Source organism: Halomonas sp. E19 (assembly GCF_052439355.1).
Classification (GTDB): domain Bacteria; phylum Pseudomonadota; class Gammaproteobacteria; order Pseudomonadales; family Halomonadaceae; genus Halomonas.
This window is the reverse complement of the sequence record NZ_JBNFWU010000001.1, coordinates 1,176,468-1,200,860: the sequence shown is the minus strand read 5'-3', so window position 1 is coordinate 1,200,860 and position 24,393 is coordinate 1,176,468. Positions and strand designations below refer to the sequence as shown.

Here is a 24,393-nt window from a genome sequence, read left to right as displayed (position 1 = left end):
CTCTTAACGAGCCGCAGTCATGCAGCGGGCTTGGCCAAAGCAGCGGCAATCTGCTGCGCGCAACGGTTGGCTAGCTCAGCGACATCCGCTTCCACCATCACACGAACCAACGGTTCTGTGCCGGATTTCCGCAGCAGCACTCGGCCACGGCTGCCTAACTGGGCTTCAACTTCCCTCACAGAAGCCTTGACTGCCTCGCTTTCCAGCGGCTCCCTGCCGCCACTGGCCTGGTAGCACACATTGATCAGCGTTTGTGGCAGCTTACGCATGCCCTGCTTGGCAACATGCAGAGATAGCCCCTGACGTACCATCGCCGAGAGCACGCGTACGGAAGCAATGATGGCATCTCCGGTAGAGGCATGGTCGAGGCTCAGCAAGTGACCGGAACTCTCACCCCCAAGCCGCCATCCGGTAGCGTTGAGCTGCTCCATCACGTAGCGGTCGCCTACCTTGGCACGGCGGAAGGGAATGTCCAGCTCGGCCAGCGCCCGCTCAAGCCCCATGTTACTCATCTGCGTACCCACCACGCCGCCTGTATAGCCTTCATGCCACGCTTCCCGGGCCAGCAGGAACAGCAGCTCATCGCCGTCGACCACCGCGCCGGTATGATCAACCATCATCAAGCGGTCGGCATCGCCATCCAGCGCCACCCCCAGGTCGGCACGCTGCTCTATCACCGCCGCCCGCAGGCTGGTCAGATCTGTCGCGCCGCAGTGGTGGTTGATGTTCACCCCATTGGGCTCGGCATGCATCGCTACAACCTCGGCGCCCAGCTCACGATACACAGCAGGCCCCACCTTGTAGGCAGCGCCGTTGGCACAGTCGAGCACGATCTTCATGCCGTTGAGGCTCTGCCGGCCCAGGAAGTGTGACTTGCAGTATTCGATATAACGCCCCGCCGCATCCTCGATGCGCCGCGCCTTGCCAAGCCTCTCCGAGCTCACACACGCCATGCCTTCATTAAATGCCCGCTCCAGCCAGCGCTCGATCTCATGCTCTTGCGCATCGGTCAGTTTCTGGCCCGACTGCGTAAACAGCTTGATGCCGTTATCGTAAAAGGGGTTGTGCGATGCACTGATCACCATCCCCGCATCAGCCCTAAACGTAGTGGCCAAATAGGCGACGGCGGGCGTGGGCAACGGGCCTACCAAGGCAATATCCACGCCCGCGGCAGAAAGGCCCGCTTCCAGCGCCGACTCCAGCATATAGCCGCTGGCCCGGGTGTCCTTGCCGATCAGCACCTCGCTGACACCCTCAGCGCCCAATACCTTGCCGGCTGCCCAACCCAGCTTCATCGCGAAATCAGGCGTCATGGGAAATTCCCCTACTCGCCCGCGAACGCCATCTGTTCCGAAAAACTTGCGCATAGTCGGTGCTTCCTGCCCTATTGATTCATGATCATCATTAGCCGCTTATTCCACCGTCACGCTCTTGGCCAGATTCCTGGGCTTGTCCACATCAGTGCCCTTCACTAGCGCCACGTGATAAGCCAATAGCTACAGCGCCACTACGTGCAGCACGCGACTGAGCAGCCCATAGTGTTCGGGCATGATGAGCACGTTCATGCCAGGGCTTGACACCGCTCGGCTGCCGCCGTCGGCGAAGATATAGAGCTCGCCGCCCCGGGGCTCCCTCCTGCATGTTGGCCTTGAGCTTCTCCAGGCCAGAGGGAAGAAGGGGGTACATTCCGTTGCGGCCAAGGCACCGACAATTCCGCCAATAGAGAACCCGTTAATCTAATTCAAGTGAACACGATTGATCGTGCGATAGGAGATGAGAAAACTCAGGAGGTGGAACACCCAAGAGCCGGGGCCATATGGTTTTCAGCCAGGGCAAAGTAAAATCGGGTGAGCACCTTCAGCCCGCGGCGCTCCTGAACGTCACCCGTAGCACCTGGCTGGGTTCCACCTGATTGGCCTTGTAGGAGATACAGCTGAAGACCCGGTCTTCCTTGCGCCCCTTGGCCACCGAGAGGTTATCCGGTATCTCGCCCTCGAACTCGATGGTCAGCCGGTTCCCCGTGGGGCTGGTGACCACTACCTGGCTGTTCTCGATGGTCAGCGTCTTGTCCTTGGGGAAGTGCCATTGCAAGGTGACGTTGCGCTGCTGGCCGTCATCGGCAGAGAGCGTATCCTCCACCTCCACCACCTTGGCCGCGGCATCGAAGGCCACCTTACGCTCGTGAACCACCGGGGGCAGCACGTCCAGCTGCATGGTGAGCTGTGGAGCAGGCTCGGCTTCCGAGTGATCGGTTACCTGCCAGGCGCTGAGCCGGTGCTCGAACTCCTTGGCATAGCTGGCGTGAGAGATGATCGGCACGTTGTGGCCGGGGCGGCCCCGCATATACTTCCGCACCGGGTCCTTGTTGATGTAGTTGTAAAGGCCCGAATCAATCAGCCAGTCCTCACCTCCGGCATAGAGGCTGATATGCCCCTCATCCTGCTGGTGGTGGTAGCGGCTGGAACAGCCCACCTTGGCGATCAGATGAAAGGCCTTCTGGTAGTGTTCCTTGGCGGGCCACTGGTCGCGGAAAATCGCGTAGCCGGACCTAGGGTAGACGCGATTGAGCACTGGGGGCCTCACACCCTGCTTGCCCTGGGTCAGGGCATAGAGGAAGTGCTGGTACTCCAGGCGGTGGCCGAACATGTCTCGGTAGGCATCCGAGGTGGGCAGCTGCTCGGTATCGCCAATGGGCGGCAGCTTGCCGTCCGGACGCAAGATATGGGTGATGAAGGAAAGCGCCTTGGCCGAAAACTGGTTGAACTGCTCGGCCAGGTCCCCAAGCACCTCCTCCGGGTAGTCCTTGATGATACCCAGGAACACCTTGAATACGAAAATGTGATAGGCAGGGCTGTTCTCGACGTGGACGCCCTCATCGGTGAAGGCAAAGGTCAGCTCGCTGCTGATGCGCCGAATAGCGATCTGCTGCCACTCCCGGGCCTGCTCACCCTCGAACACGGTGCCGAGCAGCAGCAACACCCGAGCCTGTTCCAGGCCGTGGTTGGTGTGCTCGGAGTAAAAGCTATCCTTGGCCAGCCACTGGCCATGCACCTCCAAGGCATAGATTATATAAGAAAAAACTTCCTTGTTATCGCAAGCCCAAGCTGGAGCATACTCATGACAGTAGAAATACAGGAGCAGCAACTGCTCCGCCCTTAACGCAGTACCGTGATCATGCCAAACAAACTCGAATGGATAGAGCTTATTTGTATTGATGTATTGATTAACCCAAGACTCCACCCCTCTAAGTGCAAATTCAAGCACCTCAATTTTCCCAGAGACTGCATGATACGACAACAGGCCAGGCAAGAATGCGAACCAGTGTAGACGCCATTGCCAGCTACGGTTTTTGATATACTCCTTTTCCCAATCCTCCCATTTGCTGAATTTCACAGGAGCGAATGGCGCCAGCTCCATAGATTGCTTTTCGAATAAATTTTCACCTGAAACCTGATTCCTTTTCGACTCTATTAAATTCCTAATTTTTTTTGACAACAGCTCACGACAATCAAGAAGAGAAGGGGGAAGTCTATCTTTAAATGTATCACTCTCATAACTCCTCTTCACTTCAAGCGCCGGAGCCTTAGAACACCCAAGAAACATATCACACCCTTTGTCTACATAATCGACAAACAAAGGTATGTCTAACCTATAATCAGTAAACCTTTTTTCCAGCTGATCACTCGAGTACTTTCTTGCAACCTTCTTATCAACCTTTATATTAACCTCTACGTCCTCTATGATTCCAAGAGGTGTTATCAAAGTCCTTCTGCGACATACATTTGCCGGCTGAATTAAACTTTTCCTATTAGAGTGGACAACACCAGGAACCTTGCATATATTAGAAACCCAGTTAGCACAGGTTCCCGACATTGTTATATAAAAATCGGAAACCCGAGCATAAGCAACTTTCTTTAAAACCTGAGAACCGATTAACGAACAATACTCATTATTTTTTAATTTAGCATCAGATATAATCAACTTCAAACATCGCTCTTGATGAGCAATCATCTTTAAGTCGTGCTTATCAAGAGCTTCTCGACCAGTATATCCGTCAAAAACAAAAAATGGAGCCGCGAACCTTCCCCTCGCCCACTTTATAATTTCACATATACCCTCTATCTCATTAAGCCAGCTACGCCTCTCCCCACTTGTTATGCCGACCCACACCACATCTCTATCACACAAAAATTTAGGAACTGAATTAATGTAAAATTCCTCAGACTTACCGATAAGCCACGCCCGGAATTTGTCTCCCACAGAGTTTTCATCGAGCCTTTTTTGTCTTCTAAAATACAGATAATTTTTACCAACGGCGGCTTCACCCACAGACCTTACCGCTTCTCGCTCGAAATAACTGGATTGATCGGAAAGCCTTAAATAATAACCACCAACATTAGCACGCAACTCATAGTCGGCAAATAAAAAATCAAAGAAAACATGCGCCGGGCGCTTTTCCTGTATAAAATTTACAACCACTCCGTCGCCATCAACCGAAAAGTCTAACAACCTAGGATTAGAAATAATCTCCCGATGAAATGGAGAGATAGAGAAAACTTCCGAATCACCGTCTATCAAAAATACGCCAGACCGAAAAAAATAGACACCATCAACAACATTTTTCCTACTTACAAGTACTGCCCCTCCTCCACCATAATCTATTCCAGTGAAGGAAATCATACTCAATGCGAACGAGAACTTACATTTAAAACGAGAGTCACTTCCGGCCGCCAAAGACTTTAGAAAGTCTACCGCACGGACTTCATCCCTGCCGCAAACTGCCAAAATATCTGCCAAACTCTGCTGGTCGATATTGTTATTTTTTTCGATCTCTGAAAGATCTTTTCTCTTCAGGTCTTCTAATACCAGAGTCTTTGGCGACAAATCTAAAATCTTAATCAACAAAGTCTCAATAACTTTTTTCGATCAGGGTCAGCCTGATCAAAAATTCCATCTAGGTTTTTTGAGGAATAAAACCCGTCATCAGAAAAAAATCAGAAAACTTGGATAAAGCTGCCATCAAATCATCATAAAATCCACTATCAACCAACTCTTCCGCAGACAGGCTCTTTTGCGCCATAATGTGGCCAAGCAATGAACCAAGTGCCTCAGCATCCTTGCGCTCATAAAAACCATGCCACTTACTCTCAATTTCCGAAGCAAACCCCATAAAAACGCCTCACCAACTCAATGTAAAACTATCACGGTATACTCAAAAAAACCCAAGAAAAACCATATAAATTATAGCTCTATTTTAGAGCCATTATAACCTCAACTGCTGCACCAGCGGACCAATCAACCCAGAACATCTTTAATTACAGGATTATTTTTTGAAACACCCTTTACAACTTTAAGCCCTATCACACAAGATGCATATTTAGGAGCCAACCCATACCCCGGCCTCACACTCCTTACCGCCTCCTCGGTAATCACATCCCCGGCCTTAAGATCCTTGACGAAGTACAGCGAGCGGCGGAACTGTGCATTGCCCTGCTCGCTGGACTTTCTTCCGTAGTCGACCTGGCCGAGGGCCTGCCAGGCGGTCTTGGCATCGCGGCACAGGGCGGCGAGTTCGGCCGGCTCCAGGGAGAAGCTGTCGTCGGGGCCGCCGCCGTTACGGTCGAGGGTGAAATGTTTCTCGATCAGGCTGGCGCCCAGCGCAACGCTGGTAATGGCGGTGGTGTTGTCGATAGTGTGGTCGGAAAGTCCAGTGACCAGGCCGAAGCGCTCGACCATGTCGGGGATGGTGCGCAGATTGTAGTCCTCCGGCGGGGCGGGATAGCCGCTGACGCAGTGGAGGATGGCCAGCTGCTCACAGCCGGCGCCACGGGCGGCATCGATGGCTTCCTGGATCTCCTCGGCGTCTGCCATGCCGGTGGAGATGATCATCGGCTTGCCGGTCCTGGCCACGTACTCGATCAGCGGCAGGTCCACCGCTTCGAAGGAGGCGATCTTGTAGGCCGGGGCGCCCAGTTCTTCGAGCAGGTCCACCGCGGTGGTATCGAAGGGGAGCTGAAGATGGTGATACCGAGCTTACGGGCATGCTCGAAGAGCGGCTGGTGCCACTCCCAAGGCATGTGGGCCTCTTCGTAGAGCTCGTAGAGGGTGCGTCCGTCCCACAGCCCCCCTTGATCTTGAAGTCGTCGCTGTCGCAATCCAGGGTGATGGTATCGGGGCGGTAGGTCTGCAGCTTGACGGCATCGGCGCCGGCCCTGGCGGCCTCTTCGATGATGCGCAGGGCCGTTTCCAGCTTGCCGTTATGGTTGGCCGACAGCTCGGCAATGATATAGGGAGAGTGGCCGTCGCCGATGCGGCGGCCGTCAATCTCGATCCAGGGCGATGTCATGGGGTATCGGCTCCTTGTGAGTCGCGCCATTCCTCGGCCAGCAGGCCGAAGCCAATGACGTCGTGATAGGTGTTGCCGTCATGGAAGTGGTCGCGGTGAGTCGCTTCGCGGCGAAAGCCGAGGCGCTCGTGGAAGCGCTGCGAGCGCGTGTTGTCGGCGAGGACCTCGCCACACAGCTTGTGCAGCTTCAGGGTCGTGAAGGCATAGGTCAGGGTGCATTGCCCCAATCCCTGGCCACTGCCCCGGGGGCCTCCGGGGCGAGGTAGAACCCCAGTCGGCGCGCCCGGCTGCAGCGTCCACCACGTTGAGGTTGACGAAGCCCAGCGGCTCGCCCTCCTGCTCGTAGATCAGCAGGTGGCGCTGGGGCGCCTGGCTCGCGCGCGCGAACCAGCCGCGGTGCTCCTCCAGGGTAATCAGCCGTTGGGTATACATGTGCCGGCGCACCTCGGGATGGTTGCGCCAGGCCAGCACGCGCTCAAGGTCCTGCGCCTGCATGGGCCGCAGCCGGCAGCTGCCTGTCCGCTCAAGCGCTGCCAACACGAGGGCCGTGCCCTGCCCGTCTACCAAGTTCGCTGCCTGCTGGCTCATGGCCGTGAGTGCGCCGGGGGCGTCAAGGACAGCCAACTGGCCGGCCAGCGATGCCTCGAGATCCGCCGGCTCCAGCGGCAGCGCCGCGCCGTTTGCGGCAAGGGCGTCAGCGATCTCGCGCTGGTTATCGGCCAGCACCACCATCAGGGTGGGCAGGCCCAGGCAGCAGCGCTCCCAGGAAGTGCTGCCGGCGGCTCCGATGGCGAGGTCCGCCTCGGCCATGCGTCGGGCCATGTCGCTGACGTTGACCACCACTTCGGTGGGCCAGGGCATTTTCTTGGCCTGAGCCGTGACGGACTCGCGCCAGGGGCAGCCGCACCCATCACCACGCTGATCTGCAGGTCAGCCGGCAGGTCGCAGCCGCTCAGGGCGTCCAGCACCTGGCCGGTGACGTTATCCTTGTCCACGCCGCCGAGGTTGATCAGCAGGCGGTGCAACTGAGGGACGCGAGCGCGTCGACTGAGACTGGCCTGGCGCCACTCGCGGAACTCGGGGCGCAATAGTGCATAGCGGGGGCCGGCAAGCACCTGGCACCGTTCAGGTATCAGGCCACGATAGTCCTCCACCCGCCGGCCCAGGTTCTGATCCAGCAGCAGATCGGCGAGATGGCGCCGATCCGCCAGGTCATCGATCACCAAGAGGCGCGGCCTCGAGCCGGCAAGCCCGTCGAGCACCGCTGTTTCCCAGCGGTGGTCCAGGGCGTAATGGTCCACCACCAGCCAGGCGGGAGCCAGCTCGGCCAGGAGCGGCAGACAGGCTGCGGCGTCTTCGTCCCAGCTCGCGCCCAGCCGGTGGGCATGGTCTGGCTCAGGCTCGGTGCCAGGCGTCACGGCTGTGTCGGTGTCGCACGCTTCCTGCGCTAGTCGATGGACCGGGTAGTCACGGGCCTCGATCAGTTCACACAGGTGCCCCGGGTGCTCCCGGCAGAGGAAGTGGCATTGGCCGCCCTGGGCCTGCAGGGCATCGGCGAGGGTCAGGCAGCGCATGACGTGGCCGCTGCCGATCTCCAGCGAGGCGTCGGCACGGAACGCAACCACCTGCCCCTTGAGGCGCGAGGGTATCGGCGCCTCGCTCATGCCCAGTCACCCTGCTGCTGGGCCTGCCAGGCCTTGAACAGCCATTCGGCGCGCTGCCAGTCTTCCGGCGTGTCGATATCCTGGACGCGGTGGCGCGGCAGCGTCACCGGCACGGCACGCTCGCTGAAGATCGGCGTACCGTTGCGCCAGGCGGCGGCACGGCCCCAGTAGAACTGGCCGGCATCGTGCCAGGCTTCCTCGAGATCCTGGGAGCGGGTGTGGAAGTGCTCGGGTTGGAACATGGCCACGCGCCCTTCCGGGGTCAGGCGCAGCGCACGCTGAATCGGGAAGGCGTAGCTGGTCACCGAGAAGGCGTAGTCGACGTCATCGCTTCCCTGCAGGGCACGAAGCCCGTCCTGTAGGTCCTCGGCCTGCACGAACGGCGCCGTGGCGTAGAGGCAGCAGACCGCATCGGGCGCCCCGCCCTGCTCGCCAAGCCAGTCGATAGCGTGAGCAATGACCGGGAGGGTGCCGGTGTGGTCATCGGAGAGTACGGCCGGGCGGCGAAACGGCACCTCGGCGCCATGCGCCTCGGCCACGGCGGCGATCTCGTCATCGTCGGTGGAGACGATCACCCGGGCAAAGCAGCCGCTGGCCAGCGCCGCTTCGATCGACCAGGCGATCATCGGCTTGCCGGCAAACTCGCGGATGTTCTTGCGCGGAATGCGCTTGCTGCCGCCGCGGGCGGGGATGACCGCGATGGCCTGCCCTTCTGCCGCCGGTGTCATGCAACCTCCAGGGCGTTAGCCAGCGCCCTCACCACCTCATCCTGCTGGGCGTGCGTCATGGTGGGATACATCGGCAGGCTGATCGCATCGGCGTAGTAGGCCTCCGCTGCAGGGAAGTCACCGGGCTTGAAGCCAAGCTCCCGATAGTAGGGCTGGGTATGCACCGGAATGTAGTGCAGATTCACGCCGATGCCCTGCTCGCGCAGACGTTCGAACGCCTGGCGGTGGGTCGGGGTGATTCGGTCGCGCTTCAGGCGGATGACATAGAGGTGACGGCCGGAAACACTGTCCGGGTGCTGCCAGGGCGTGGTCACGGGCACCTCGGCCAGGGCGGCATCGTAACGCGCGGCCAGGGCATTGCGCCGTGCCACGTAGTCGTCCAGGCGCTCCAACTGGGTGAGCCCCAGGGCCGCCTGCAGCTCGGTCATGCGGTAGTTGTAGCCGAGATCGATCTGCTGGTAATACCAGGGGCCATCGGCCTCATGGGTCATCAGCGACGGATCCGGGTCACGCCGTGGCTGCGCAGTAGGTCCATTCGCTGGGCAAGACCCTCGTCGTTGGTCAACGCCATGCCGCCTTCGGCGGTGGTGATAATCTTCACCGGGTGGAAGCTGAACACGGTGATATCGCTGTAGCGGCCGCTGCCGACGTACTCGCCCTGGTACTTGCCGCCGATGGCGTGGGAGGCGTCCTCGATGATCCGGAAGCCGTAGCGCTGGCCTAGGGCGTGGATCGCCTGCATCTCGCAGGGCTGGCCGCAGAGGTGCACCGCTACCACCACCTTGGGTAGGCGCCCTTCCGCCTCGGCGCGCTCGAGCTTGGCCGCCAGTGCTTCCGGACAGAGGTTATAGGTGCGCGGATCGATATCGACGAAATCGACCTGGGCGCCGCAGTAGCGGCCGCAGTTGGCGGAGGCGACGAAGGTGATCGGCGTGGTCCACAGCCAGTCCCCCTCCCCAAGCCCAGCGCCAGGCAGGCGATATGCAGCGCTGAGGTGGCGCTGTTGACCGCCAGCGCATGGCGCGCCCCCACCTTGGCCGCCACCGACTGCTCGAAGCGCGGCACCATCGGGCCCTGGGTCAGGAAGTCCGACTGCAGCACCTCAAGCACCGCGTCGATGTCGGCCTGCTGAATATCCTGGCGTCCGTAGGGAATCATCAGATGGCTCCGATCTTTTCCCAGTTGGCGTCGATCCAGGCCTTGAGCTCAGAATCAGACATCCACTCACCGTTGTTGTCGCTGGCGTAGACGAAGCCTTCCGGCACCTTCTTGCCATCCTTGATGCGGTTGGCGTCCTTGTCCCAGCTGTTGATGGCCGGCAGGATCTTGTAGTGCTCGGGGTATTCGTAGGTGTAGTAGGCATCTTCAGCGCCGATCATCTGCTCATGCAGCTTCTCGCCGGGGCGGATACCTACCACCTCCTGCCGGGCTTCCGGGGCGATGACCCGAGCCAGGTCGGTGACCTTCATGGAGGGGATCTTCTTGACGTAGATCTCGCCACCCTCCATGTCCTCGAAGGCGTGCCAGACCAATTCGACGCCCTCCTCCAGGCTGATCATGAAGCGGGTCATGCGATCGTCGGTGATCGGCAGCACACCCTTGTCACGAATCGACATAAAGAACGGAATCACCGAGCCCCGCGAGCCCATCACGTTACCGTAGCGCACCACCGCGAAGCGCGTGTCGTGGCCACCCGCGTAGGAGTTGCCGGCGACGAACAGCTTGTCGGAGGTGAGCTTGGTGGCGCCATACAGGTTGATGGGGCTGCTAGCCTTGTCGGTGGAGAGCGCCACCACCTTCTTCACTCCCTTGTCGATGCAGGCGTCGATCAGATTCATGGCGCCCATCACGTTCGTCTTGACGCACTCGAAGGGGTTGTACTCGGCGGTTGGCACGATCTTGGTAGCCGCCGCATGCACCACATAGTCGACGCCATCCAGCGCCCGGTAGATCCGCTCCCGGTCGCGCACATCGCCAATGAAGAAGCGCACACGGGAGTCACCCTCGAACTTCTTGGCCATCTCCCACTGTTTCATCTCGTCGCGAGAGAAGATGATCACGCGCTTGGGGTTGTAACGCGCAAGCAGCATGGGGATGAAGGTGTGGCCGAAAGAGCCGGTGCCGCCGGTAACCAAAACAGATGCATTGCTAAACATTATACACTCCAGAGCAAATCAAAAATCATCTTCCAAACTTTTTAAAAAGATTTATCACCTCAGAAACACCATGATTTTTTTATGAGCAGACTGCGGCCTTACCTCAACATACATTGGCTGCTTCATCGAATGCATATGAGAAATAAAGCCTAGGCCTTGCTCTGAGAAATAATCAGATCCCTCAAGCTGATTAAAACACAGAAAATATTTGCACGACGTTCTTTTTCTCAACACTTTCTTAAGATCGTTATATTTATTATCGGGACTGCTGATTATATAAGAAAAATACTTCTCCATTCCATTTTCTGAATATTTCGAGCCCAACAAAACAGTCTGAGGGACATTAGCATAAATTGCCCTAGCACCTAACAAATGGCCATAGAGAATACTTGCATACCCCCCATGCTAGAACCCCACATATAGAGGCGACTTTTTCCGGATCTTTCCCTCACATAACTCAATATCTCGGGCATTGCGTCCAGCCAGAAAAAGTCTTCATCTTCGCCTAAATACCACGAACCCAGGCCGTCATAGCCATAATTATCCATTGGGCATACTACATTCCAGTTCGGGCTTTTAAAGGCGGATGGGGTTTCATTATAGCCGTGCCCGTGGAATACAAATAAGATTGGCTTGTTTAGATCTTTTGCAGGCGTAAAGTAGAAAGCAAAACCTCTGCCACTTATTTTAATTTCTATTCTTTCAGTTTCCATTTTCTATCTCACACCCTGAAGCGTCCCTATGAGAGTATTTCTGACATCGCCCATATCAAACTTTTCTTTTGCAAAAGCCTTCAAGCTGGCCTGATTTCTTGGGCCAGCCTTTATGCCCTCAGCCGCTGCCTTGGCATCCGGATACACCCACTCTGTGGGATAAATCTCATCCGCTCCTTCCCACGGCAGAATGATGGGCGTACAGCCTGATGCAGCCCCATCAGCAATGGTGAAGTGGAAGCTTTCAAAGTCACTGGTGGAAAGCGCAAAATCGATGCCGGCGTACCACTCGGGCATATCGTTGCCGTGGGGGTCGAAGATCACCGCCCCTTTCAGCAGCGGGTCCTCTTCCAGGCGGCGGTACTGGGTCTCATACCAGGCCATTTCCTCCGGGCGGTTGGCCATCCAGGGGTACTCTTCGGGCCGCTTGCCCTTGATCCTCAGGATGTAGCCGTCGTCTTCCTTGCGTAGCTCACGCAGGATATCCAGGACCAGATCGAAACGCTTACGCTGGGGCACGATGCCCACAAAGCCCAGCACCTTGCCGTTGGTAGGCTTGCGCGGTACCGACTGCAGGCCTGCCACATCCACGCCGTTATAGACCACCACGCCGTTTTTCTTGAGCACCGGGTTCTTGGCGATCCCCTGACGCAGGATATGGGGGCCGACGAACATCACCGTATCGAAGGCCTCGAAGGGGATCTTCGGGAATAAAGCGTGATCGATCTCCTGCAGGTGCAGCCTGCCTACCAGTTTCTGCCCTTCCCGCTTGTGCTTGCCGTACCAGATGGCGTTGCCCAGGGTCCATTCGCAGAACACCGTATCGGCCTGGCGTACCAGGCGCTTGCTGGCGATCTCGTTGTGCTGGTTATGGCCGGTCCAGAAATCCAGCAGCAGGCGAATGCCCGCCTGGGTGAAGTAGGGGTAGAACGGCTTGATAAACTTGAGGTCGTGGCCGGCGATCACCACGGTCTTCTTGGGCGCGACGTTGGGCGCCTGCTCGTGCAGTTGCGGCGGCTTGCGCAGGGCCAAGGCGGGCTGCTGTGCGGCCCAGCCGGTAAGGTCGCTGGCCGGCATGCCGGTAGTGGGGCGCACCAGCTGCAGCCCGGCATCGATGGGGTGATTCGCCAGCGCCACGCCGGGCCACTCGCCTTCGGCCAGTTCCGGGCGGCGGCTAAAGCCGATGCGCGCCTGCGGGGCGTAGACCGTCGGCCAGGCGAGGTCTTCCAGGTCTTCCGGCTCCAGGCCCGCCAGGGCGCGAGGGTCCGCCAGCAGCCAGAGGCTGCCCGCCTCGGCGCTCTGTGCCTGGGGGCTGTCGCAGGCAATGCCGGCGGCTTCCAGCTTGGCCTGGGTATCTTCCTGCCACTGGTTGGCCAGAATGCGCTGGGGGCGCAGGGTCTGGGCCAGGAGCCGCCCTGCCGCCGCATTGGTGAGCTCTTCGGTCAGCAGCGTGATGGCGGGCGGCTCGGGGGCCAGCATCACCACACCGGCGGTGCGCAGCATCTGCACCAGGCGGTGCTGGGTGGTGTGGGCCCGCATGATGGCCCGTGCGCCTTTCAGGGCGACCCGCCAGCGGTAGGCCGGGTGGTGAAGCAGGTTCTCCAGGGCCTGGGCCGCGTCGCTCTCGGTACGCACAATATGCCCGGCGCCTTCCATATAGCGGTTCATGCCCATGGCCGGGCCGGAGATCAGCGGCGAGCCGCAGGCGGCGGTTTCCACCACGCGGCGCGAGAACATGGTGGGGGAGTCCAGCACCGAGTTGACGTTGATCTGCACCGGATGGGCCTTGTAGGCCTGAATCATCTCCTCGTAGCTGAGGCTGCCCGCCACATAGCTCCCCAGCGGCCCCGGGTACTTGTAGGGGGACTCCGGGTCATCGTGCTGGCGGTCGTAGATCGTGAGGCCCAGCGGTGCGGCGGCGCTCATGATCTTGTCCATGTACTCGGTGCGCTCGGGGTAGCGCTTGCCGTAGTAGGTGCCCTCGTAGGCCGCGGTGGCCTGCCACTCGCGGGTTGAAGGCAGCAAATTGTGAATCCTCGGCGAGGCATAGAAGGGGCCGCTGCTGGCGGTCTGGCTAAGGGCACCCGGGGTGGCCAGGTAGGGAATGATCCGCCGGCTGTCGGTGGTGAAGACGTGATCGCACAGGGCGGCGGCCTTGCGGAAGCGGTCGAAGTGGACCGGGTCTTCCTTGTTCCAGAACAGCGAGGGGATGCCCTGCACCCGGCAATGGGCCAGCAACTCGCTTAACGGCGCAAACTCCTCATCGTTATAGTAGCCCACCTTCTTGTGCCACTGCCAGTCGTTGCCCTTCCAGGCGGACTCCACGAACATGGCATCGATGGGCTGTTTGGCCAGCTCTTCTCGCCAGTTCTCCGGCGAGAGCGGCACCACCTTGACAGCGCTGGCCAGGGTGTCGGTGGTGAACTGATCGGCGATCAGCCCCAAGGTGATCTGCTCCAGCCGCTTGGCGTTGTTCTTGCCAGAGGCGGCCTTGGCCACTTCCGCGGCCCTGTTCCGGCGCACGCGCTTCAGGGCATCGGCGTAGCGGCGCGTGACGTGGTTCCAGGTGCGCTCCTGCTCGATCCAGGCGCGGGCGGCCTGGCCCAAGCGCGCACGCTCTTGGGGGCTGTCGATCAGCGCCTGCAGGGCATCAGACAGAGCCTTGGCGCTGTCCTTGGTAAACAAGCGGGCGCGTTCGCCGTTCGGCCCGGCCATGGTGGTGTGCGGGGAAACGTCAGAAAGCACCAAGGCCTTGCCCATGGCCATGGCTTCCAGCGGCTTGAGGGCGGAGACCATTTCGGTGACCGCCGATGAGAGGCGCGGGATGGGCAGAATATCCATGCAGGAGAGATAGCGCGGTACCTGCTCGAACGGCACCCGGCCGGTAAAGCGGCACTCCCCTTCGATACCCAGTTCCTTGGCCTTGGCCTTGACGGTGTCGATCACCTTGCCATCGCCCACCAGCACAAAGGTAAAGGCCTGGCCGTTCTTCTTGAGGGTGGCCATGGCTTCCATCAGCAGCTCCAGGCCTTCGTAGGCCACGGCGCTGCCCGCATAGCCGATCACCGGCACGCCGGGCTTGAGCTTTAGCTCCTGGGCGATGGCGGCATCCGCAGCCATGGGCTGGAAGCGCTCGGCGTTGACCGCGTTGGGCACCACCTCGATGCGCTCGCGGGGCACACCCCAGCTGGCCAGTTCGTCGGCCAGCTCTTCGGTGAGGGTAATCACCAGGTCCGCTTCCAGCGCCGCCTGCTGCTCCAGTTCGCGCATCAGCTGGTAGCGTTCGGAACCGGCCCACTCCGGCTGGGTGGAGGCCTGGGTGACTTCCCAAAGGCCACGCACTTCATAGACGAACGGCAGGCCCAGGTGGCGGGCCGCCATCAGCGCCGGCAGCGCGGTGATGTGGTTGGAGGCGGCGGCGATGATCTCCGCCCCGCTGGTCTGGGCTTCGCGCAGGTAGTGGTCGGCGGCTTCGGCCAGGTAATAGTCCAGCGGGGTCTTGTTGAGATTCCAGCCCGCACAGGCGGCGTAGGTAACGCCTTCCACCTCGGCTTCGTGATAGCCCTTGTTGATGCCCTTGGCGCCGGCATCCCAGGGAAGCCGGGGCGCGTGGTGGCACGCACCTTGAAACCCGCCTGCTGCAGGCCGACCGCCACCCCGTGGGAGCGGGTAGAGTAGCCGTTGGTGGCGTGAGGCACCGATTGGTGCAGGCAGTAGAGCACGTGTTGGCGGCGGCTCATCAGCCCGGCATTGGGCTGGCGAGGCGGCAGCGGCCAGCCGCCCTTGAGCCTGGCCATACCGGCCACGAAGGTTTGGAAGTCACGCTTGGGCTTGTCGAACTTCATGCCGCGGGCCTGCAGGCTCTCCAAGGCACGCAGGGTATCGGTGAGATTGCCCTGGCGGTAGAACCACTGGCTGGCGGTGGCGTAGTCCACCTGGCTGACATCGCGCAGCTTGACTTGCTTAGTTGGCGCCACCGGTGCCGCTTGCGGCTTTGCCGGCTCGGTCGGCTTGGCTTGCGCCTCACCCGCCGCCTTCTGGACCGGAGCATTCCCCTCCCCTTCAGCGCCCGCACCATCGGCTCGGTATGCGCGGAGAACAGCAGCTCGGTACTCGGCTTCGGCACCGACAGCTTCAGTGCCTTCTGAAGGGCTGTGGTCAGACTTGCGGCGCTGCCCGCCTCGAAGCTCACCACGCCATCAAAATTGGCGGCGTACTCGGCCAGGGGCGCCACATCAGACACCACCAGCCGCTTGCCGTAGGCCAGGGCCTCGGCGGCCTTCATGGGCGGCACCAGCTGGCACACCGCCAGGGGCTTGCGGGGATCACCACGGCATCCAGCAGGGCGTAGTAGTCTGCGACGTGCTCATGCGGTACTCGCCCGACCTGAATCAGCCAGGGTGGGGTTTCCTTCAAGCCGGTATCGGCTAGGTGGGCAGCTGAAGCCCCGCTCTTGTTTTTCAGACTCTCGTTTATGAGAGTAAGGGGCTGGCTACCCCCACCAGCAGCAGTTTGAGCTTTTCGCCCTTTTGCACCAGTTCGGTGCAGGCTTCGAGCAACACATCCAGACCTTCATAGGGGCTGAAGCTGCCGATATAGCCGATGACCTTCTCGCCTTCCTGAATGCCCAGCTTTCGCTTCAGTTCCGGGTTGGCGGGCCTGGGTTCGGGAAGCTGGCTTATGCCGTTGGGCACCAACTCGATTCTTGCCGGGTCGATATCGCGTTTCGCCAGCGCGTCTTTCATCGCCTGGCTGAGGGTGAATACCTGGCTGGCTTGCCTGGCCACGAAAGCATCGCGTTCCGCTTCGTGCTTGCCGGCTTGGCTACTGGCATAACCGGGCTCTTGGGCCTCGCGGGAGAGCTCCCAGAAGCCGCGTACTTCGTTGTAGAACGGCAGGCCCAGGCGCTTGGCGGCGATCCACGCCGGCAGGCCGACGATCCAGTTGGATGCCGCCAGCACCGCCTGCGGCCGGTATATGCGGAAGAGTTCGATGAAACGCTCCGCACTGGCGTGCAGCTGCTCGCGCTCGCTGCTCGGCGTGCGGCCTTGGGGCCACGGGCTATGGAGGTAGCGCACCCCTTCGACGGTTACCTCAGGGGCAATGCTGCCCTGCGCCGCGCCCAGCTCCCACGGTCGCCCCGGGCGCACGAAGCACAGGGTTTCAAGGCCGTGCTGGTTCAGCGCCTGTGCAATGCCCTGGGTGCGAATGGCGTAGCCGTTGCTGGCGTAGCTTTGGCCGTGGCTTACCACATAGGCAATACGCCCCTGAACGGGGGCGTAAAGGGGGTGGTGGGTTGTGCTGCGAGCTGGGCCGCGAAGTGAAGCAGGTCGTCCATCAATGTTGCGCCGTGAGGTGTGGGAAGGGGCTGTGGTGTACGCCTTCGAGGCATTGAAATGTGGGCTTGTATCAATGGGCGCGGCGGTCGTGGCCGGAGCGACGCTCGAAGCCAAGCAGGCCGGCGGCATCGATCACGCTAGGCTTGCTGCGTACCGCGCTGGTTTGCTGGATGAAGGGCTTGTGCTTGACCAGCACGCAGACCACGTCGGCCTGGGCCAGGGCGTCTTCAAGACTTGCCAGTTCCACGTTCGGCAGGGCCAGGGCCTGGGGCAGCGCTTCGATATTGGGTTCCACCACCTGCACCCGGCAGCCCAGTTCGGCCACCTGCCGGGCAATGCCCAGGGCGGGGCTTTCGCGCAGGTCGTCAATGTCCGGCTTGAAGGCAATGCCCAGGCAGGCCACGGTGATATCGCGGCGGGTCTTGCCGGGTTCGCGGGTATGCACGGCGTGTAGTGCATCCTGCACACGGGCGAGCACCCAGCCGGGTTTGGCATCGTTCACTTCGCGGGCGGTGCGAATCAACCGGGCCTGTTCGGGGCAGGCATCGACGATGAACCAGGGGTCCACGGCGATGCAGTGGCCGCCTACCCCGGCGCCGGGGCTGAGGATGTTCACCCGTGGGTGGCGGTTGGCCAGGGAGATCAGCTCCCACACGTTGATATCGAGTTCGTGGCAAACGATGGAAAGCTCGTTGGCGAAGGCGATGTTCACATCGCGAAAGCTGTTCTCGGTGAGCTTGGCCATCTCTGCGGTGCGGGCGGTGGTGGGCACGCACTCGCCTTCCACCACGATCTGGTAGAGCGCGCAGGCCGCTTCGGCGCACTTGGGTGTCATACCGCCGATCACGCGGTCGTTTTCCACCAGCTCGCGAATCACGTGGCCGGGCAGCACCCGCTCGGGGCAGTGGGCGATGCGAATGTCCGAGGCTTCGCCGTGGGTTTGCGGGAAGGTGAGGTCGGGCCGTGCTTCGGCCAGCCAGGCCGCCATCTGGTCGGTGGCCCCTACCGGGCTGGTGGATTCCAGCACCACCAGGTTGCCGGGCTGAAGTAACGGGGCGATGGAGCGTACGGCAGCTTCGATATAGCTGAGGTCGGCCTTGTGGTTCTGGCCGTTTTCGTCGGTGTGGAACGGCGTTGGCACGGCCACCAGGAAGGCGTCGGCCGGCTCCGGCGTGGTGGTGGCGCGCAGGTAGCCTTCGGTGACGGCGGCGTGCACTACCATGTCGAGTTCGGGCTCGATGATGTGGATCTCGCCCTTGTTGATGGTTTCTACCGTTCTCGGGTCGATATCGACCCCCACCACGTTGACACGACGAGAGGCGAAAACGGCGGCGGTGGGCAGGCCGATATAGCCCAGCCCGATCATGGAGATGGTGTTGAAGCTCATGAATTCATCCGTGAGGGTGTTAAGAGAGAGGTAAAGAGTTGGGAGTGAGGAGTGAGCGTTGCGAATCAGCCGTCGTGTAGAGGGGGAGCGTTCTTCTAGCCCCTGACGTTCACTGCCTCACGCCTTGCTGCGGTTTCACGGGCGACCAGGGCGTCCATGATGCGCTGGCAGGCCTTGCCGTCGCCGTAGGGGTTGTGTGCCACGCTCATGGCCTGGTAGGCGTTTTCATCTAGCAGCAGCCGACTGATTGCCGAGGTGATCACATCCACGTTGGTGCCCACCAGCTTGACGGTGCCGGCTTCCACGGCCTCGGGGCGCTCGGTAGTGTTGCGCATGACCAGCACCGGCTTGCCTAGGGTGGGGGCTTCTTCCTGAATGCCGCCGGAGTCGGTCAGGATCAGATGGGCGCGGTTCATGAGGTAGACGAAGGGCAGGTAATCCTGCGGTTCGATCAGGAAGATGTTGTCGACGCCGGCCAGCAGGCGGTTGACGGGCTCGCGCACGTTGGGGTTCAGGTGCACGGGATAGACCACCTGCACGTCGGGGTGGGCATTGGCGATATGCGCCAGCGCCTGGCAGATGCGCTCGAAGCCACCGCCGAAACTCTCGCGGCGGTGGCCGGTGACCAATACCAGCCGCTTGGCGGGGTCGAGAAAGGCGAAGCGCTGTGCCAGGCCGTTGGCCAGGGCGGTATCGTTTTCCAGCTTGTGCACCACATTGAGCAGCGCATCCGTCACGGTATTGCCGGTCACGAATACCGCGCTGGGGTCGACCCCTTCCTTGAGCAGGTTCTGCTTCGAGGTGGGCGTGGGGGCAAAGTGCTTGGCGGCCAGGGCGCCGGTGAGCTTGCGGTTGGCCTCTTCCGGCCAGGGCGAATAGAGGTTGCCGGTGCGCAAGCCCGCTTCCACATGGCCGACCGGGATCTGGTGGTAATAGGCGGCGAGCGAAGCGGCAAAGGTGGTGGCGGTATCGCCATGCACCAGCACCATATCGGGCGTGAACTCTCTGAAGACGCTTTTCATGCCGTGCAGGATGCCGGTGGTAACATCGGCGAGGTCCTGGCCCGGCTTCATCAGGTTGAGGTCGAAGTCGGGCGTAAGCTCGAACAGGGAGAGGACCTGGTCGAGCATTTCACGATGCTGCGCCGTGACACACACCTTGGCTTCAAAGCGGTCGTCGTTGGCCAGCTGCAAGGCCAGCGGTGCCATCTTGATGGCTTCGGGGCGAGTTCCGAATACGGTAAGAATTTTCATGATCCACCCTGCGTACTTGGGTTTCAGAGGGGCCTGGTCGTGTCTTTTTTCGTCAGGTTTTTGGCGTTGTTCGGCGGGATAACCAGGCTTAGTTCATTCGCAGCTCAAGTTCCTGGCAGCGAATGAAGTAGTGTTCGAGCAAGCGTTGTGTCTGCTCCAGCTGGAGCGATAGTCGCTCGTTTTCGTTGTCGGGTATGGCGGCGTGGGCGTGTTCGTACACGCTTGGCATTAGGGCCGGCAGTGCGGCGTGCGGTGCGGCTGTGCTGGGCGGCAAGGCGGTGCGGGGCCGTAGTGCCTCTGCGCCGGTGCTTCTTCCTTCGTGCCGGCCGAATTTCAGGTAGTGCACCAGCGGGTTGGCACCCGAGCGGGCGACATCGGGGTATTGTTCGAGATAGAAGCGGGTATGGAAACGGGACGACGGGTTGCGCCCCACCCGCCAGCCGTAGCGCACGTAGTGCGCCACCGAGCACATGCCGATACGCGCCACATCGGGGTATTCGGCCAGGTACCAGGCCTCTTCAAACAGGGGTGATTGCTTGATCAGCTCGATCTGTTCGTTGATATCCATGCGTTCAGTTGCCATGCCATGCGTTGATCCGGCGTTCTTCCGCCTTGCCGAACTTCAGGTAGTGCACCAGCGGGTTGAGGTCGCTGGCTGCCACATCGTGGTAGGTTTCCAGGTACCACTGGGTGTCGAAGGAAGGCCCCGGCGCACGCCCTTCGCGCCCGCCGAAGCGCAGGAAGTGCTCCAGCGCGGGCATGCCGCTCTGCTGCACATCGGGGTACTGCTGCAGGTACCAGGCGTCATCGAAGAGGCCGGAAGCCCGAACCAGGCGGCTTTCTTCCTTCAGCTGGCGGGCTGCCTTGCCCTTCAAGCCGCGTGCCTTGCCCAGCTGTGCCAGGCGCAGGGTGAACGCATTGCCGGAAGGGGCTGTTGCAAGGTGGCCAACTGCTGGTCTTTTTCTGCCAGCATCTTGGTCAGCTCGGCCAGTTCCTCGAAGCGAGCCTGCTGTTCTTGTTCCAAGGCACGCTGCTGAGCCGTTAGCTGATGACGTTCCTGTTCGTGGTGCCGCTTGGCCTGCTCGAGCTCGGCGGTGGCCTGGGCAAGGCGCTGCTGTAGCCCAGCCATTTCCTGCTGCAGGTCGTTTTTTTGTTGTGCCAGCCGTTCGTGATCGCGCTGCAGCTGGGCATGGCGTTCTTGGAAGGTTTGCCGCTCACGGGCCGCTTCGTTGCTCGCTTGCTGCAGTTGGGCCAGCTGCTGTTCGGCAGCCTTCAGCCGGCGGGCCGTATCGGCTGCTTGCTCCCTGTGCGTGTCGCGTTCGCGCTCGGCCGTTTGCAGCCGTTGGTTCAGCTCTTCTTCGGCAGCCTTCAGCCGGCGGGCCGTATCGGCTGCTTGCTCCCTGTGCGTGTCGCGTTCGCGCTCGGCCGTTTGCAGCCGTTGGGCCAGGGCTGCCATGTCATCGAGGTGGCGGGTCAGCTCGTCTTCCAGTCGAAGGTGGCTTTGGGCCAGCGCCTCTTTTGCAGTTGCCAGCGCTTTTTTCCGCTACCAGCTGTTCTTTTTCCTCCTCCAACCGTTCTTTTTCCGCCACCAGCAGCTGTTCTTTTTCCACTTCTGCCGCTGCCAGCTGCTGCTGCAGTTGCCGCTCCGCCTCGCTTTCACCCTGAGCCGACGACGTGCACGCCAGGCCCAGGCGGGCAAACACTTGCTGTATCAAGCGGTATGCCTGGTGGCTTTCGTCGAAGGCCAGCAGCCGCTGAACCGTTTCGCTTTGCTGCTTGCCTACCGCCACGACAGCAAGCCCTTCGCCCTGTCGAAACAGGAAGTGCGGGTGTGTGTTACGCAACTGCCGGTAGAGCGACTCGCCAGGCTGGCCGACACCCGCCTGACTGATCACCACCACGGCCCGAGAGGAGAGCCTGGCCTGCCACTGCGGCCAATGTGGCTCGATATGCTGGGCAACCCCCGGCGCCACATGCAGCAGATCGACACTGCCGGCGGCCAAGCGCTCTAGCGCCTGTGCCTGGGTCGCCCGCGCCAGCTGGGCAAATTCCTGGTACTGGGCTTCTGTGTATTGCATCAACGCCACCGGGGGCTCGGATACCGTGAACCCGGTGCACTCCGGAAAGGCAATATGGCGCTCCATGGCCTGGCAGAAACCGCACCAGGAAGCGCCGTCACTTACGCCCAGCTCTACCAGGCGGTGTGGCTGGCTGGCTTCCACCAGCCAGAACGCAACGGGCACATGCACCAGCCAGCTCGACGCTTCCTGATACTTCGGCCGCCAGAACATGGATTGCAGCGAAAGCTGAGGCAGCAGGACATGCGCCGGCGTTTGGTTTTGCGATGCAGCTGGTTCGGCCAGGAGATTGTGTGACATGGCGGCTTCGTCTTGAAATTGATGAAGGGTGTTGGGGGATTGGCGATGGATGACAGCGAGGCCGTGAGCGAGAGGAGCGTAGGCGTCTCGCTTGGTAGGGTCGTCAAGCGTTGAAAAGGGGGCCTGGGCATCCCTTTCCGATAGCGTGGGCGGCCCTACCCAGGGCCACCGCTCGCATTGCCAGTCGATGGCAAGCGTGGGGTCGTCCCAGCGAATGGCGCGTTCGTGATCGGGGGCGTAGTAGTCGGTGGTCTTGTAGAGCACATCGGCACTTTGGCTGAGCACCACAAAGCCGTGTGCGAAACCTGGCGGCAGCCACAGCTGCTGGTGGCGCTCGGCGCACAGCCTGGCACTTGCCCACTGGCCGAAGGTGGCCGAGCCGGGGCGGATATCCACCGCCACGTCGAGGATCTCGCCGGCCAGCACGCGGATCAGCTTGCCCTGGGGCTGCTGGGCCTGGTAATGCAGGCCCCGCAGCACCCCTTGGCGCGAGCGGGAGTGGTTGTCCTGCACGAAGGTAATATCCAGGCCGGTCGCCTCGGTGAAGTCGCGCTGGTTGAAGCTTTCCATGAAGAAGCCGCGTTCATCGCCGTACACCTTTGGGGTGATCAGCAGTACGTCGGGGATAGTGAGCGGTTGTACTTGCATTGGGATCAGCTCAGTTGAAGCAGGCTGGTGAGGTATTCGCCGTAGCCTGTCTTGGCGAGTGCTGCTGCACGCTTGGCAAGCTCGGCATCGTCGAGCCAGCCGTTGCGCCAGGCGATCTCTTCCAGGCAGGCGATCTTGAGGCCTTGGCGATGCTCGATGGTCTGCACGTAGTGGGCGGCATCCAGCAGGCTGTCGTGGGTGCCGGTATCCAGCCAGGCGAAGCCGCGGCCGAGTTGCTGCACGGTGAGTTCGCCGCGCTGCAAGTAGGCGTTGTTCACGCAGGTGATTTCCAGTTCGCCGCGCTCGCTGGGCCTGACCTGCTTGGCGATTTCCACCACGCGGTTGTCGTAGAAGTAGAGCCCGGTCACGGCGAAGTGCGACTTGGGCCGGACGGGCTTTTCCTCGACGGAAACCGCCCTGCCCGCTGCATCGAACTCCACCACGCCGAAGCGCTGCGGGTCTTTCACGTAGTAGCCGAACACCGTGGCGCCCTGCCCTTGCGCGGCGGCCTGGCGCAGCTGGCCGGTGAAGTGCTGGCCGTGGAAGACGTTGTCGCCCAGCACCAGGCAGACAGGCGCCTTGCCGATGAAGGCTTCTCCGATGATGAAGGCCTGGGCGAGGCCTTCAGGGCTGGGCTGTTCGGCGTATTCGAAGCGCACGCCGAAGGCCTCGCCACTGCCCAGCAGGCGGCGGAAAAGCGGCAGGTCCTGCGGGGTGGAGATGATCAGGATTTCGCGAATGCCGGCCAGCATCAGCACCGAGATCGGGTAGTAGATCATCGGCTTGTCGTAGATCGGCAGCAGCTGCTTGGAAAGGCCGTGGGTGATGGGATAGAGCCGGCTGCCGCTGCCACCCGCGAGAACGATGCCCTTGCGGTTCATGGCTTGAGCTCCGCCAGCACGCTTGACAACCCCTGTTGCCAGCCGGGCATCTGCAGGCCCAGGGCGCGCTCTAGCTTGCTGAGGTCCAGCCTGGAGTTGAGCGGCCGTTCGGCTGGCGTGGGGTAGTCGCTGGTGGGGATGGGCTGCACGTTTGCGGGGGTGATGGCCAGCCGTTCGCCGCGTTCGATGGCCTGGCGGAAGATCTCGCAGGCAAAGCCGTGCCAGCTTGTCTCGCCCCGGGGGCGAGATGGTAGATACCACGGGCCATGGGCGCGATGCGGGGTGATACCAGCGAAGTCAGGGCCAGCGCCGTGGTGTCGGCGATCAGCCTGGCACTGGTGGGCGCTCCGACCTGGTCGTTCACTACCTTGAGTTCGCTGCGTTCACGCCCCAGGCGCAGCATGGTGTTGAGGAAGTTGTGGCCCCGGGCGCTGTAGACCCAACTGGTACGGAAGATGAGATGCTGCGCACCGCTCTCGATGATGGCCTGGTCGCCGGCCAGCTTGCTCTTGCCGTATACCGAAAGCGGCTGGCAGGGGTCGTCTTCCTGGTGCGGGCGCTCTCCTGCGCCTGCGTACACATAGTCGCTGGAATAGTGCACCAGCCACTTGCCGTGCTGGTGGGCGTAGTAGGCCAGCTGTTCGGGTAGCTCGGCGTTGAGCTGGTAAGCCTCTTCCTGGTGCTCTTCCGCTGCGTCCACCGCCGTCCAGGCGGCGGCGTTGACGATCAGGTCAGGCGCGAAGTGGCGCAGGAAGCCGGCCACGCAATTCAGGTCGGCGAGGTCCAGCGCGGCCCGGGTGGGCGCCATCACGTTGCCCAGCGGCGCCGGGCTGCGCTGCAGTTCGAATCCGACCTGGCCGGAGGCACCCAGCAGTAGAATCTTCATGATATGACCCCCAA

Annotated in this window: 22 protein-coding genes and 4 pseudogenes; all 26 read right to left on the bottom strand. The window is 61.1% G+C overall.

The window, feature by feature from the left end; translation table 11 throughout:
* Positions 1-17 precede the first annotated feature (17 nt).
* Positions 18-1,367, bottom strand: coding sequence for a phosphoglucosamine mutase (gene glmM, locus ACUDAL_RS06440; RefSeq protein ID WP_444677546.1), 1,350 nt, complete (start codon positions 1,365-1,367; stop codon positions 18-20).
* Between the two features lie 129 nt (positions 1,368-1,496).
* Positions 1,497-1,700 (bottom strand): hypothetical protein, encoded by a 204-nt coding sequence (locus ACUDAL_RS06435; RefSeq protein WP_444679444.1) that lies wholly within the window; start codon positions 1,698-1,700, stop codon positions 1,497-1,499.
* A gap of 157 nt (positions 1,701-1,857) precedes the next feature.
* On the bottom strand, positions 1,858-4,902 hold the full coding sequence (locus ACUDAL_RS06430) for a heparinase II/III domain-containing protein (protein WP_444677545.1): 3,045 nt from the start codon (positions 4,900-4,902) through the stop codon (positions 1,858-1,860).
* A gap of 52 nt (positions 4,903-4,954) precedes the next feature.
* Positions 4,955-5,170 carry a hypothetical protein gene (locus tag ACUDAL_RS06425; RefSeq protein ID WP_444677544.1) on the bottom strand — a complete coding sequence of 72 codons (216 nt, stop codon included), beginning with the start codon at positions 5,168-5,170 and terminating at the stop codon, positions 4,955-4,957.
* 125 nt (positions 5,171-5,295) lie between these two features.
* Positions 5,296-5,433, bottom strand: coding sequence for a hypothetical protein (locus tag ACUDAL_RS06420; protein WP_444679325.1), 138 nt, complete (start codon positions 5,431-5,433; stop codon positions 5,296-5,298).
* Between the two features lie 144 nt (positions 5,434-5,577).
* Positions 5,578-6,346 (bottom strand): annotated as a pseudogene (pseI, locus tag ACUDAL_RS06415) (pseudaminic acid synthase); the annotation flags it as partial.
* Positions 6,343-6,573 (bottom strand): GNAT family N-acetyltransferase, encoded by a 231-nt coding sequence (locus tag ACUDAL_RS06410; protein ID WP_444677543.1) that lies wholly within the window; start codon positions 6,571-6,573, stop codon positions 6,343-6,345. The pseudogene pseI and the gene ACUDAL_RS06410, both read right to left, overlap by 4 nt.
* A gap of 52 nt (positions 6,574-6,625) precedes the next feature.
* Positions 6,626-7,156: pseudogene (locus ACUDAL_RS06405) on the bottom strand (GNAT family N-acetyltransferase); the annotation flags it as partial.
* A complete protein-coding gene (pseG, locus tag ACUDAL_RS06400; protein WP_444677542.1) occupies positions 7,078-8,010 on the bottom strand; it encodes a UDP-2,4-diacetamido-2,4,6-trideoxy-beta-L-altropyranose hydrolase in 933 nt (310 codons plus the stop codon). The gene pseG and the pseudogene ACUDAL_RS06405, both read right to left, overlap by 79 nt.
* Positions 8,007-8,738, bottom strand: a complete 732-nt coding sequence (gene pseF, locus ACUDAL_RS06395; RefSeq protein WP_444677541.1) for a pseudaminic acid cytidylyltransferase — start codon at positions 8,736-8,738, stop codon at positions 8,007-8,009. The genes pseG and pseF overlap by 4 nt, the downstream gene beginning before the upstream one ends.
* Positions 8,735-9,229, bottom strand: a complete 495-nt coding sequence (locus tag ACUDAL_RS06390; protein ID WP_444677540.1) for a DegT/DnrJ/EryC1/StrS family aminotransferase — start codon at positions 9,227-9,229, stop codon at positions 8,735-8,737. The genes pseF and ACUDAL_RS06390 overlap by 4 nt, the downstream gene beginning before the upstream one ends.
* Positions 9,229-9,896, bottom strand: a pseudogene (locus tag ACUDAL_RS06385) (DegT/DnrJ/EryC1/StrS family aminotransferase). The gene ACUDAL_RS06390 and the pseudogene ACUDAL_RS06385 overlap by 1 nt, the downstream one beginning before the upstream one ends.
* Positions 9,896-10,894: a UDP-N-acetylglucosamine 4,6-dehydratase (inverting) gene (gene pseB, locus ACUDAL_RS06380; protein WP_444677539.1), complete on the bottom strand. Its 999-nt coding sequence runs from the start codon at positions 10,892-10,894 to the stop codon at positions 9,896-9,898. The pseudogene ACUDAL_RS06385 and the gene pseB overlap by 1 nt, the downstream one beginning before the upstream one ends.
* A 365-nt stretch (positions 10,895-11,259) precedes the next feature.
* Positions 11,260-11,607 carry an alpha/beta hydrolase family protein gene (locus ACUDAL_RS06375; RefSeq protein WP_444677538.1) on the bottom strand — a complete coding sequence of 116 codons (348 nt, stop codon included), beginning with the start codon at positions 11,605-11,607 and terminating at the stop codon, positions 11,260-11,262.
* Between the two features lie 3 nt (positions 11,608-11,610).
* Positions 11,611-15,063, bottom strand: coding sequence for a glycosyltransferase (locus ACUDAL_RS06370; protein ID WP_444679324.1), 3,453 nt, complete (start codon positions 15,061-15,063; stop codon positions 11,611-11,613).
* Positions 14,988-15,584 carry a hypothetical protein gene (locus ACUDAL_RS06365; protein ID WP_444677537.1) on the bottom strand — a complete coding sequence of 199 codons (597 nt, stop codon included), beginning with the start codon at positions 15,582-15,584 and terminating at the stop codon, positions 14,988-14,990. Before ACUDAL_RS06365 ends, ACUDAL_RS06370 begins: the two co-directional genes overlap by 76 nt.
* A gap of 304 nt (positions 15,585-15,888) precedes the next feature.
* Positions 15,889-16,023: a hypothetical protein gene (locus tag ACUDAL_RS06360; protein ID WP_444677536.1), complete on the bottom strand. Its 135-nt coding sequence runs from the start codon at positions 16,021-16,023 to the stop codon at positions 15,889-15,891.
* Positions 16,024-16,079: 56 nt separating this feature from the next.
* Positions 16,080-17,060: a glycosyltransferase gene (locus ACUDAL_RS06355; protein ID WP_444677535.1), complete on the bottom strand. Its 981-nt coding sequence runs from the start codon at positions 17,058-17,060 to the stop codon at positions 16,080-16,082.
* Positions 17,017-18,333: a UDP-N-acetyl-D-mannosamine dehydrogenase gene (gene wecC, locus ACUDAL_RS06350; RefSeq protein WP_444677534.1), complete on the bottom strand. Its 1,317-nt coding sequence runs from the start codon at positions 18,331-18,333 to the stop codon at positions 17,017-17,019. The genes ACUDAL_RS06355 and wecC overlap by 44 nt, the downstream gene beginning before the upstream one ends.
* Before the next feature lie 95 nt (positions 18,334-18,428).
* Positions 18,429-19,586 carry a non-hydrolyzing UDP-N-acetylglucosamine 2-epimerase gene (gene wecB, locus ACUDAL_RS06345; RefSeq protein ID WP_444677533.1) on the bottom strand — a complete coding sequence of 386 codons (1,158 nt, stop codon included), beginning with the start codon at positions 19,584-19,586 and terminating at the stop codon, positions 18,429-18,431.
* 88 nt (positions 19,587-19,674) lie between these two features.
* Complete coding sequence (locus tag ACUDAL_RS06340) at positions 19,675-20,169, bottom strand: hypothetical protein (protein ID WP_444677532.1); 495 nt, start codon at positions 20,167-20,169, stop codon at positions 19,675-19,677.
* Positions 20,159-20,461: a hypothetical protein gene (locus tag ACUDAL_RS06335; protein ID WP_444677531.1), complete on the bottom strand. Its 303-nt coding sequence runs from the start codon at positions 20,459-20,461 to the stop codon at positions 20,159-20,161. Before ACUDAL_RS06335 ends, ACUDAL_RS06340 begins: the two co-directional genes overlap by 11 nt.
* Positions 20,458-21,042, bottom strand: coding sequence for a hypothetical protein (locus tag ACUDAL_RS06330; RefSeq protein ID WP_444677530.1), 585 nt, complete (start codon positions 21,040-21,042; stop codon positions 20,458-20,460). The genes ACUDAL_RS06335 and ACUDAL_RS06330 overlap by 4 nt, the downstream gene beginning before the upstream one ends.
* 1 nt (position 21,043) lies before the next feature.
* The gene (gene rfbC, locus ACUDAL_RS06325; RefSeq protein WP_444677529.1) at positions 21,044-22,612 is read right to left on the bottom strand and encodes a dTDP-4-dehydrorhamnose 3,5-epimerase; all 1,569 of its coding nucleotides are present in this window, start codon (positions 22,610-22,612) and stop codon (positions 21,044-21,046) included.
* A 5-nt stretch (positions 22,613-22,617) separates the two neighbouring features.
* Positions 22,618-23,493 carry a glucose-1-phosphate thymidylyltransferase RfbA gene (gene rfbA, locus ACUDAL_RS06320; RefSeq protein WP_444677528.1) on the bottom strand — a complete coding sequence of 292 codons (876 nt, stop codon included), beginning with the start codon at positions 23,491-23,493 and terminating at the stop codon, positions 22,618-22,620.
* A pseudogene (gene rfbD, locus ACUDAL_RS06315) lies at positions 23,490-24,379 on the bottom strand (dTDP-4-dehydrorhamnose reductase). Before rfbD ends, rfbA begins: the two are co-directional and overlap by 4 nt.
* Positions 24,380-24,393 lie beyond the last annotated feature (14 nt).

Bases quoted from the DNA above. Each gene is read 5' to 3' on its own strand.
- wecB (WP_444677533.1), bottom strand. From the start codon at position 19,586: ATGAAAATTCTTACCGTATTCGGAACTCGCCCCGAAGCCATCAAGATG.
- pseG (WP_444677542.1), bottom strand. From the start codon at position 8,010: ATGAGCGAGGCGCCGATACCCTCGCGCCTCAAGGGGCAGGTGGTTGCG.
- ACUDAL_RS06330 (WP_444677530.1), bottom strand. From the start codon at position 21,042: ATGGCAGCCCTGGCCCAACGGCTGCAAACGGCCGAGCGCGAACGCGAC.
- glmM (WP_444677546.1), bottom strand. From the start codon at position 1,367: ATGCGCAAGTTTTTCGGAACAGATGGCGTTCGCGGGCGAGTAGGGGAA.
- wecC (WP_444677534.1), bottom strand. From the start codon at position 18,333: ATGAGCTTCAACACCATCTCCATGATCGGGCTGGGCTATATCGGCCTG.
- ACUDAL_RS06425 (WP_444677544.1), bottom strand. From the start codon at position 5,170: ATGGGGTTTGCTTCGGAAATTGAGAGTAAGTGGCATGGTTTTTATGAG.
- pseB (WP_444677539.1), bottom strand. From the start codon at position 10,894: ATGTTTAGCAATGCATCTGTTTTGGTTACCGGCGGCACCGGCTCTTTC.
- rfbA (WP_444677528.1), bottom strand. From the start codon at position 23,493: ATGAACCGCAAGGGCATCGTTCTCGCGGGTGGCAGCGGCAGCCGGCTC.
- ACUDAL_RS06340 (WP_444677532.1), bottom strand. From the start codon at position 20,169: ATGGCAACTGAACGCATGGATATCAACGAACAGATCGAGCTGATCAAG.
- ACUDAL_RS06390 (WP_444677540.1), bottom strand. From the start codon at position 9,229: ATGACCCATGAGGCCGATGGCCCCTGGTATTACCAGCAGATCGATCTC.
- ACUDAL_RS06375 (WP_444677538.1), bottom strand. From the start codon at position 11,607: ATGGAAACTGAAAGAATAGAAATTAAAATAAGTGGCAGAGGTTTTGCT.
- rfbC (WP_444677529.1), bottom strand. From the start codon at position 22,612: ATGCAAGTACAACCGCTCACTATCCCCGACGTACTGCTGATCACCCCA.
- pseF (WP_444677541.1), bottom strand. From the start codon at position 8,738: ATGACACCGGCGGCAGAAGGGCAGGCCATCGCGGTCATCCCCGCCCGC.